The sequence below is a fragment of the Pseudoalteromonas sp. SANK 73390 genome (genome assembly GCF_054966645.1).
The window spans coordinates 1-9,604 of the sequence record NZ_ARPN01000051.1; the positions used below are offsets into that span (position 1 = coordinate 1).

Annotated in this window: 11 protein-coding genes and 1 pseudogene; 4 read left to right on the top strand and 8 right to left on the bottom strand. The window is 39.2% G+C overall.

The annotated features are described in order from the left end of the window. Nucleotides 1–178: 178 nt before the first annotated feature. Nucleotides 179–892, bottom strand: a complete 714-nt coding sequence (fadR, locus tag SANK73390_RS06860; protein ID WP_462764888.1) for a fatty acid metabolism transcriptional regulator FadR — start codon at nt 890–892, stop codon at nt 179–181. 181 nt (nt 893–1,073) lie between these two features. On the opposite strand from fadR, the gene dsbB reads away from it, so the two are divergent. Then, nucleotides 1,074–1,589 (top strand): disulfide bond formation protein DsbB, encoded by a 516-nt coding sequence (gene dsbB, locus SANK73390_RS06865; protein WP_462764890.1) that lies wholly within the window; start codon nt 1,074–1,076, stop codon nt 1,587–1,589. Further along, nucleotides 1,586–1,888: a DUF6170 family protein gene (locus SANK73390_RS06870; protein ID WP_462764892.1), complete on the top strand. Its 303-nt coding sequence runs from the start codon at nt 1,586–1,588 to the stop codon at nt 1,886–1,888. The genes dsbB and SANK73390_RS06870 overlap by 4 nt, the downstream gene beginning before the upstream one ends. 29 nt (nt 1,889–1,917) lie before the next feature. Here the strand turns inward: SANK73390_RS06870 and SANK73390_RS06875 are convergent, their stop codons facing one another. Further along, on the bottom strand, nt 1,918–2,226 hold the full coding sequence (locus SANK73390_RS06875) for a ComEA family DNA-binding protein (RefSeq protein ID WP_462764894.1): 309 nt from the start codon (nt 2,224–2,226) through the stop codon (nt 1,918–1,920). Between the two features lie 444 nt (nt 2,227–2,670). Between SANK73390_RS06875 and SANK73390_RS06880 the strand changes: the two genes are divergently transcribed. Continuing rightward, on the top strand, nt 2,671–2,985 hold the full coding sequence (locus tag SANK73390_RS06880) for a YebG family protein (protein WP_462764896.1): 315 nt from the start codon (nt 2,671–2,673) through the stop codon (nt 2,983–2,985). 100 nt (nt 2,986–3,085) lie between these two features. On the opposite strand, the gene SANK73390_RS06885 is transcribed toward SANK73390_RS06880, so the two are convergent. From SANK73390_RS06885 to SANK73390_RS06900, 4 genes are all read right to left on the bottom strand, one after another. After that, the gene (locus SANK73390_RS06885) at nt 3,086–4,279 is read right to left on the bottom strand and encodes an amino acid aminotransferase (protein WP_462764898.1); all 1,194 of its coding nucleotides are present in this window, start codon (nt 4,277–4,279) and stop codon (nt 3,086–3,088) included. A 123-nt stretch (nt 4,280–4,402) separates the two neighbouring features. After that, the gene (locus tag SANK73390_RS06890; RefSeq protein ID WP_462764900.1) at nt 4,403–5,068 is read right to left on the bottom strand and encodes a GAF domain-containing protein; all 666 of its coding nucleotides are present in this window, start codon (nt 5,066–5,068) and stop codon (nt 4,403–4,405) included. A 65-nt stretch (nt 5,069–5,133) separates the two neighbouring features. Further along, complete coding sequence (locus tag SANK73390_RS06895) at nt 5,134–6,786, bottom strand: SpoIIE family protein phosphatase (protein WP_462764902.1); 1,653 nt, start codon at nt 6,784–6,786, stop codon at nt 5,134–5,136. Between the two features lie 24 nt (nt 6,787–6,810). After that, nucleotides 6,811–7,116: an STAS domain-containing protein gene (locus SANK73390_RS06900; protein WP_261594857.1), complete on the bottom strand. Its 306-nt coding sequence runs from the start codon at nt 7,114–7,116 to the stop codon at nt 6,811–6,813. A gap of 207 nt (nt 7,117–7,323) precedes the next feature. Here SANK73390_RS06900 and SANK73390_RS06905 point away from each other — a divergent pair, with 207 nt between their 5' ends. Beyond that, the gene (locus tag SANK73390_RS06905) at nt 7,324–7,653 is read left to right on the top strand and encodes an SUI1 family translation initiation factor (protein ID WP_261594858.1); all 330 of its coding nucleotides are present in this window, start codon (nt 7,324–7,326) and stop codon (nt 7,651–7,653) included. 89 nt (nt 7,654–7,742) lie between these two features. On the opposite strand, the pseudogene SANK73390_RS06910 reads toward SANK73390_RS06905, so the two are convergent. Continuing rightward, nucleotides 7,743–8,945, bottom strand: a pseudogene (locus SANK73390_RS06910) (IS256 family transposase). 81 nt (nt 8,946–9,026) lie between these two features. Further along, the coding region (locus tag SANK73390_RS06915) for a FimV/HubP family polar landmark protein (protein WP_462764905.1) at nt 9,027–9,604 on the bottom strand (578 nt) is incomplete at its 5' end.

A 9,604-nucleotide genomic window follows, 5' to 3' on the forward strand; every position in this document is an offset into this window, starting at 1 on the left:
CAGCGCCATTCGGGCATTTTTTCTACTTTATCACCTGACTTACTATAAAATAACTATGGATGCAGGTTCTGCCTTGGGGAAACACCCGAATAACTGCTGCAAAAACACACCACAAAGATCAACCCCCCCTAGTAGTTACAAAAACGCCCCGTTAAACGAGGCGTTTTTTAAATCTAACTTAATCCATAATATTATCGGGCATTTCACCACGAAGCTGCTGCCAAATTTCGGCCGTTTTATGACCATATTTACGCATGAGTGAAATCGCACCATCATGATTATGCTCTTGCGCTAAAACAGTCAGGTCTTTATAAAATTGCCTAGCAAGCTCTCTGGTACGTACATCAGAAAAATAATGACCGCCAATTTTTGAATACAAGCCCTTGAAGCCATTGAGTACCAAAACATAAATACGGTTATTACCTGCAATCGCTAATTGATGATGAACCCGATAATCATACTCAGCAAATGCCTCTGCAGTATCTTCTAGTTCATCACTTTTCGATAAAATCTCTATTACCGATTCTGGGTTAAATTTAATTGCTGCACGTGTATATATGGCACTGATATTAGTGCGCGCCGACAACAACTGATCTGTCAACTCAGGCATTTTATCTTCATCTAAACGCGCTAACGTTTCTAAGATATTTAATCCTGAAGTCTCCCAAAAATTATTCACGCGCGTTGGCTTTCCGTGCTGAATGGTAAGCCAACCATCTCGGGCTAGACGCTGAAGTACTTCACGCAAAGTAGTTCTGGTAACGCCAATTAGCTCTGATAGCTCTCTCTCTGCGGGTAAAATAGAACCAGGCGGAAATTCTCCATTCCATATAGATTCAACAATATACTCCTCAGCAAATCCAGCTGGGCTTTTGGCTTTGAAAATTCTCATTTAACACCACTTTGTTTGAATATGTGAATGCACTTTCTGCAAACCACTGATTGTACCAGATGATTTTCAACTAACAAGCAAAGAAGGTGACTGAGCTTGATTGCAGACTCTAACAAGATTAGTTGCAGCTAAAACAGTTTATGGCTCATAATAGCCCACAAAAATAAACCTAGGAGTGGATATGAATTGGTTAAGTAGCTTGCCATCTTCAAAAAAGGCTTGGGCCTTACTTGCTTTAAGTGCTGCATTATTTGAGCTGATCGCACTTTATTTCCAGTATGTCATGAATTTAGAACCATGTATTATGTGTATATATCAGCGTACAGCAATGCTTGGGTTACTCGGTGCAGGCATTGTCGGCTATATATCGCCCTCGAATTGGCTATACAAAGGTACGGGATTAGCAATTTGGGGCATTAGTAGCATCTGGGGCTGGCTGATAGCACGTGAGCATATCAATATGCAAACCACGACAGACCCATTCGCTTTTACGTGTGATATAGTACCAAACTTCCCCTCCTTTATGCCTTTACACGAATGGTTGCCGGCCTTTTTCGCAGCAACAGGTGACTGTGGTAACATAGACTGGTCATTTATGAACATGAGTATGCCAGGCTGGATGGAGATCATCTTTGCTTTTTACAGCCTAAGTTTTATTTTGATAATGGCTGCTACTATAGTTGGTAAATCAAAATGACTATTCGTTTAGGTTCTATCAAAGCGCTTGAAGGGTATAAGCTACGTGATAGGCAGTTGATACTAGCGATCGCCTTAGACGCTCTACCCGCAACAAAAAAGGTGTTGTTACGTATAACTAAACTCTCAGTATTAACCCCTTTTTTTATAGCCTTAGCCTATTTTGAGGGTTGGAGCTTATTGCCAATTCTACTTGCTGCTGGGCTTAGTTACCCACTACTAACCAGACCAATAGAGATTCTATTCGCTCAATCTAATTTAGCTAAGGCAGTAGAGCAATTTAAGTCAGAACAAACGTAAAGGGGCCAAAGCAGGGCCCCTTGCCTATTTTAAAAGCGGATTTTCCCTTCCAGTTTGGCAGCAATACGCTCACCAATCCCTTTAACTTGTAGTAATGATTCTAAGCTATCGAATCTGCCATATGTTTGACGATGATCAATAATCGCCTGAGCTTTTTTTTGACCAACACCTGGTAGCAATGTTAACTGCTCAATGGGTGCTGAGTTAATATCAATTGGCTGTAGTTCATCAGTGATAATGTTCGCGACTTCGTCCGTATGTACTTCTTGAGCGAGGGGGTTGGCAGTAACACCAAAACCAATAAAAAGCGTTACAACAAGTAAAATTGTTTGCATCATAGTAGTTCCTTAACTAGTTTAGTCCTTAATTACCTTTTGTAATCGGTACCACATTTACTACAAAAGGACTTTAAATAAAGAAAAGTAATCAAATTTTGTCAAGCAATAGATGATGAAAATACACTATTATTTTTATTTATCCTCTGGTTTGAATAAAGGCTTTTCAATAGGAAATACTTTGTTAATTTTCTTACTTACAATCCAATGATGATATCTCTTTAATATTAAGGCGCTTTCACTTGTAATAGCCGCCAATTACAAATGAAAGCAACACCTAGAGTGAGCTAAATTGCTCAATTTGGTAGACTCGCTTATTCAGAGCTAAGATTATTTAATAAAGTTGTACTATTTGAACTAGCACGTATGATTGAAATTCAATTAAACCTTGCATAATTTAGCGCAAAGTTTTACTGTATAAAAAAACAGTATTTAGTGGGAGTGATGATGGCTGTTGTTATTAAGTATGTGGTTGAAAGAAACGGAGTCGAGCGCATGACCTTTACCAGTAAAAAAGAGGCCGATGCATACGACAAAATGTTAGATGTCGCTGAGTCTCTAGAACAAATGCTTGCTAAAGTTGACGTACCTTTGAGCGAGCAACAAGTTGAGTCTTTAGCCTTAGAAATTGCAAAGCAAAAGGATGCGTTTTTAATGGTTTTGAAAGGGGGTAAGCCCGAGGCCAAATCAGCAGCCGCAAAAAAGTCAAAGCCAGTGACTCAATCTAATGAACAAAACGTAACACCACTAAAAGAAGCTTAGTTGTAAAGCTAGTGGCTTTTTTCTATGAAGTCTTTTACAAGAACAAACGCTCTATCAGTGAGTGAAAAAGCCGCATGATGCGGCTTTTTAAGTTTTCACTTTATTTATTTAAAACATCTGCAACAGCATTGGCAAAATAATCTATGTTTGTATGGCTTACACCCGCTACATTCACACGACTAGAGCCAACAATATATATTGCATATTCTTTTTGTAGACGTTCAATTTGCTCTTTATTAATACCCAAAAACGAAAACATGCCGTTTTGCCTGTCAATAAATGAGAAATCTTGATCGACACCTTTGGCTGCTAAACTATTTTTAATCAGTGTGCGTAAACCGTTTATTCGTGTTCGCATTTCATCTAGCTCTTCGTGCCACATTTTAGTTAGCTCTTCGCTACTTAAAATCGTATTTACGATGTCAGCACCGTGTGCAGGTGGCATTGAATAAATGCTGCGCACGACACTTAATAATACTGAGTTTGAGATATCAGCTGTTGCAGCATCTTTAGCTATCAACGTGCAGGCACCAATACGCTCTCTGTACAAACCAAAGTTTTTTGAGCAAGATGAACATACTATCAACTCTTCAACAGTATCAGCAATCAAACGTAAACCTTTTGCATCATCATCCAAGCTTGAACCAAAACCTTGATATGCAATATCAATCAAAGGTGTAAAGCCAACTTCTTTTGCAAGCTCAGCAACCGTTTTCCATTGTTCTTCATTTAAATCCATACCACTTGGGTTATGGCAACATGCGTGAAGTAATACAATATCGCCTTTAGGTACTTGTTTTAGCGTATTGATCATCTCATCAAAAAGTAGCCCTTTGTTTTCATAATCATAATAAGGGTATTCTTTAACAGTCAAACCAGCAGCTTCAAATAAGCTAATGTGGTTTGCCCATGTCGGTGTTGTAACCCACACTGTTGCATTGCTGTTACAACGTTTAATAAACTCAGCCGCTACACGCAATGCACCTGTACCACCAGGGGTTTGCGCTGTACGAACTCTATTTGCAAGTAACGTACGATGTTCGCCAAGTAGCAACTGCTCCATCTTGTGACAAAAATCTAAATTACCTGCTAAACCAATATAAGACTTCGTTTTTTCATTCTCTAATCTAAATGCTTCAGCTTGCTTAACCGCTTTTAGCACTGGTGTATCACCGTGTTCATCTTTATAAACCCCAACACCTAAATCAATTTTGTTCGGGTTTGTATCTTGCTTATAAGCAGCCATCAAGCCAAGGATCGGATCTGTAGGTAGTGGTTTTAGTTCGCTGAACATGGTCATCTCTTATTTTATGTTTTATCAGCAACAACGTGATCACTATACAGGTGCCGTTATTGCTGAACTGTGGAATTTAAACTCGGCTCATATTAACATAAATTTTTGTCAAAACGAGCTTAATCACTCTGGTAGATATTGAGGGATTTTAATACATACAGCAATTAGTAAAGCTAGCATGTTTGGTGTAAAAAAATCTTTGCTAAAAGCTTCTGCATCAATGATACCAACGCAGTTGTTTGCATCATCAAACAATGGTAAGCAGCTCTCAGCTTGGACCTTTGGGTCACAAGTATAATACTCACCACCGTTGGTAACATACTCTTGTACATCATTAATTACACGAGCGCGACCACTCATTACAACCTGTACATTATTGCTAGTTTCCGCAAATTTTTGATTAATGGGAAAAAGTGGTCGGCTCGGAGCACCGCTATAGGCTAATTTTAGTAGCTGTTCACCCTCACTAGTACTCCTTGCTTGATAAATGCCAAACCAGTCAACATTACTGGCTTGTTGAACAAAATTTACCAGTGACTGTAGTCGACTCAAAGCAATACGATTTTTATCGCTCGGCAGCAAATGTGCACTGAGATCAAATGGCGCTTCTTGAAGGTGTCCAAACAAACTACATGCCCCTCCTTCACCAAGCTCTGGAATAAAATATGACCATACTCCATCAGTAATATTGTGTTGATCATCTAAAAATTGATCTAACTTACAAAGTGCAAGTTCAACTTTTTCAGGGTCTACGGTTAATCCTGACAGTGAAAGATACAAAGAAACCATCTAGCCATCCAAACATCTAAAATTTAATGCCAAGACTAACATGCTGCGTAAGCTTTGAAAATAAATTATTGCAGTGAATAGATAATTGTGACTTCGTTACCTGAACTATTAAAGTATACTTCTTTTGCTATTTCTTTTAGCAATCTAAGCCCTCTTCCATGTTCTTGTTGTAAACCTGTATCTTGATTTTGATTTAACTTTGGCCGAAACCCTTCTCCAGAATCATTAATTGAAAAGTTAAGGGTTCCAGCTTGTGGCGAATACTTGACATTTACCTCTATCAAAGCACTTTGTAACTTATCTAATGCACTCTCTCGTAATTGATAAAACTCAAAAAAGCCATCTTCTTTATTCTTAATATCTGAATCAAGCCCTAATACACCATGATCGACAGCATTATTATATGCTTCAGAGAGTAATAAAAAGATGTTTGATCTGTGCTCTCCAATCCCTTTTACTTTGCTTAGTACGTCAACCAGCTCAAGAATTGGGTCCGCACTAGCAATATTCTTTTCATCGATATTCACACCTAGTTCAAAAGGTAAACTAGAATATTCAACGGGGGGCTTGGCTATCACTTTACCCGGTAAACAATTAATGATCGCAATACTTAAGTCATCTTGTTGAGCACTATGCTCAGAAAACCTTTGTGTATGCTGAACTATTCGCTCTGTAGAAACATGCAAAGTACTTTTAAGTGCTTGAATAAGTCTTTGTTCGCCAAACATTTCTCCTTGCTTATTTTCAGTTTCAATTATGCCGTCAGTGGCCATCAATAATCTTTGGCTTGTATCAACTTCAAGGTGAATTGTGTTTCGTTCAAACTCATCACTGTCTAAAATCCCCAGCGCCATATGCTGAGACTCTAGAGTTTCGACTACATCCCCTGCTTCATTAATTAAGTACAAATCAGGCAAACCACCTAGCCAAACCGACAAGCTTTTACCTGACTCGCTAAGCTCAACAATTGCCGCCGCACAAAACATGTTACTAGGAAGCAACGAGTTCAAGACTTGATTAAGCTCATAGGCAATATCATTAACTGCCATACCTTTACTAACCATAGCGTAAAAAATGCGAGAAGCCGGTAACGCCCCCACTGCCGCAGCAAGCCCGTGACCCGTGAAGTCACCTAGTAAGCAATAGAAGCCACCCATAGGACTTTTTGCCATTAAGAACATATCACCATTAAACATTGAGGCAGGGGAAAGGTGATAGTCACAATACTCTTGATATTTTGAAGACTGATCTAAAGCATTACTAAAGATATGCTCAACAATTTCGTGTTCACGTTCAATTTGGTTGTAGTGATACTCTAATTGCTTCTTTTGCTGATTAGCTTCTAGACTCAACCTTCGAGTACGAGCATGCGCTTTGATTTTAGCGGATAAAATAACCTTATCAAACGGCTTATGTATAAAGTCATCTCCACCAACCGCTAAGCACTTTTCAAAGCTGGTGTGGTCTTCAAGTGTGGTGATAAAAATAATGGGCATATACACATCACCAGCAAAGTCTTTAATTTTTGGTGCAGCCTCAAACCCATTCATCACTGGCATAATCACATCCAGTAAAACAATATCAATCTCACTTTTACTAAGTATCTCGAGCGCCTGTGCTCCATCATTAGCAATAACAACTTCATATTGCTGCTGCTCTAACATTGTCTTAAGCAATATACAGTTTAAGGGTTGATCATCAACAACAAGTACACGCACAATTAAACTCTCAATGTAAAACGTTTAGTCAATATCAAACTTCTTATCGAACCGAGAAATTTGCAGTATTTTCTTTAACTGAGGACGGCAATTTGAAATTTGGATAGTCTCAACCGAGTCCGAAAGTGTTTTTTTCATATTCAGTAACATGCCCAATGCTGAACTGTCCATATAGTCAGTTTCGCGTAAATCGACCACCACTTTTTGTGTTTGTGACCCTACATCTGCGTACGCCTGACGAAATGATTGGACCAAGTTAAAGTCAAACTTACCTCTTATTTGAATCGTTAGAGTTTTTCCGTCTGCTGAAGCGTTTTTGCTCAAACTCATGTTAAGCTCCTAATATGGTTTGAATTTGTTATCTATATACTGTTTAAAATATACTCGCTCTGCTAAGTTTAGCCAGAAATTTCACTAACAGTGTTTTTTTTATGTGTTTTTTCAAATGCGTAATCCAACCGCAGGGTAAAAACTATTCGGGCAGTAGTCAAAAATGTTATGATCCATAAATCTAATAGATAAATTACGGTCACAGAGATGTCTGATAATCGCTTAGTTTACTCCACTGAAGTCGGCAGAATTGATACTAAGGTAACCAAACAAGAAGTAACCGCTCAAACCTTTAAAGATGGCTTCATAAGAATTGAGCGACAAACAAAAGGCAGAAAAGGTAAAGGCGTTATGTTAGTGGTCGGTATAGATTCACAACAACATGACTTAAAAAAGCTTGCTAAAACCCTGAAAAGCAAAATGGGCCAAGGTGGTGCACTCAAGGATGGTATTATCGAAATTCAGGGTGACGATAGACAAAAGCTAAAGCAAATTTTAGAAGCTTTAAAGTTTAAAGTAAAAATTGCCGGAGGCTAACTCTTGGCAAGGGGCTATGATATTTTAATAGCCCCAATTGGTTACCTCAAATTGAGAGGGCGTTCAGAATTCTGTGTCAGCCTAAGTTGCTAAATATCTAGCACGCCATCTAACCTACCTTCGAAGTGGATGGCTAATTGTGACAATGTCAGGTTCCAACTGTGGATTGGCATTGTCTATTTCTTCGAAGCATTCAATATGCCCGCATACAATAATTTCATCAAGCTATTTTCGTTAGGGAAAGCACCTTTAGTTTTGGTGAGTTTTCTAAACTGGCGGTGTACGGCTTCAATTGCGTTGGTAGTATAAATTGCCTTGCGTACGTAATCAGGGTACTTGAAGTAAATTGACAAGTTAACCCATTTACGACGCCAAGAATCGATAACGATGGGGTATAACTTTCCCCATTTATCCTCTAGCTCGTCTAACGCAACTTCAGCAGCCTCTTTGGTTGCAGCACGATAAACAGGCTTTAAATCGGCCATAAACGCTTTTTGGTGCTTCGAAGCAACGTACTTCATCGAGTTTCGAATTTGATGAATTACGCATTGCTGAACCTCTGTTTCAGGGTAAATAGTGCCAATGGCTTCGGGGAACCCTTTAAGCCCATCAACACAGGCGATTAAAATATCGGATACGCCACGGTTGTGTAAATCGGTTAGCACTGAGAGCCAATAGTTAGCGCCTTCACTTTCCGATACATATAGGCCAAGTAGCTCTTTGCGACCTTCGATATTAATACCAAGTACGGTATAAACGGCTTTACTAACATAACGACCATTTTCCTTAATTTTATAATGGATAGCATCAAGCCAGATGAACGGATACAGCGTATCAAGGCCGCGAGATTGCCATGCTTTAAGCTCTGGTATTAGTTGGTCAGTTACGCCTGTAATGGTGGCTTCTGATATTTCAATGCCGTACATTTCCTGAACGTGGCCTCGAATATCACGATAGCTCATGCCCAATGCAAACATGGATAGGATTTTCTGGTCAATTTCAGCGGTTAGCTTGGTTTGGTTTTTCTTAACGAGCTGAGGTTCAAACGAGCCTATACGATCTCTTGGCGTTTCAAGCTCAAACTGACCTACGGATGATTTAACCGTTTTCTTGCTTGTACCGTTCTTGCGGTTAGGTTGTGGGTCTGATTTTAGGTGTTGCTCTAGTTCTGCTTTTAGAGCTGCTTCAGTTAACTGCTTAATGAGTGGTGTTAAAACACCATCTTCGCCTGTTAAACCTTTACCCGATTGAAGTTCAGCTAATGCTTTGTTGAAGTCGAAAGATTGAGTCATGTGTCATTCCTGTTTTCTTAAGAATACTGAAATGACACAGATTTCTAAACACTACCCAAATTGAGGCAAGATCATCAAACTCTAAGTATTACCCTTGATTTTATCTTTAAGCGAAGTGGCTTCTTGTTGCACACCATCTGGACCATGACTTAACACGTCGTCAACCACTTTACTGGCTGAGTCGTAATCCTCAATTTCAATATAAGCTCTAGCCAAGTCTAATTTAGCTGAGAAACCTTGCTCCTCTAGGTCTACATCTGGCGCATTTTCACCAGCTAATAAACTATCAAAGTCAGTCAATCCTACATCCATATTAGGATCAACGTATGGTTCATCTTCTTTTTCAAAGTCATCGCTTTGTGCGAGTAAGTCATCTATATCAACAAACTGTTCATCACTGCCTTCAATCGTCTCGCTTTCAATGTCTTCATTAACTTCCTCATCCATAAGTAAAGAGTCAAAATCCACTTCGACATCATCAAGTTCGCTTGGCTCTATCGGCTGAGGTTCAGCAAGCTCGTTTAGCAATGAATCAAAATCTGACTGAGTCAAGTCAGACATAAACTCATCTTCAATTGCAGCTTCATCAATAGAGGCTTCAGCTAATGTGTCGTCTTCATCCGCAACTGAGTGCTCAACGTCAGGTAACATTTCATCTA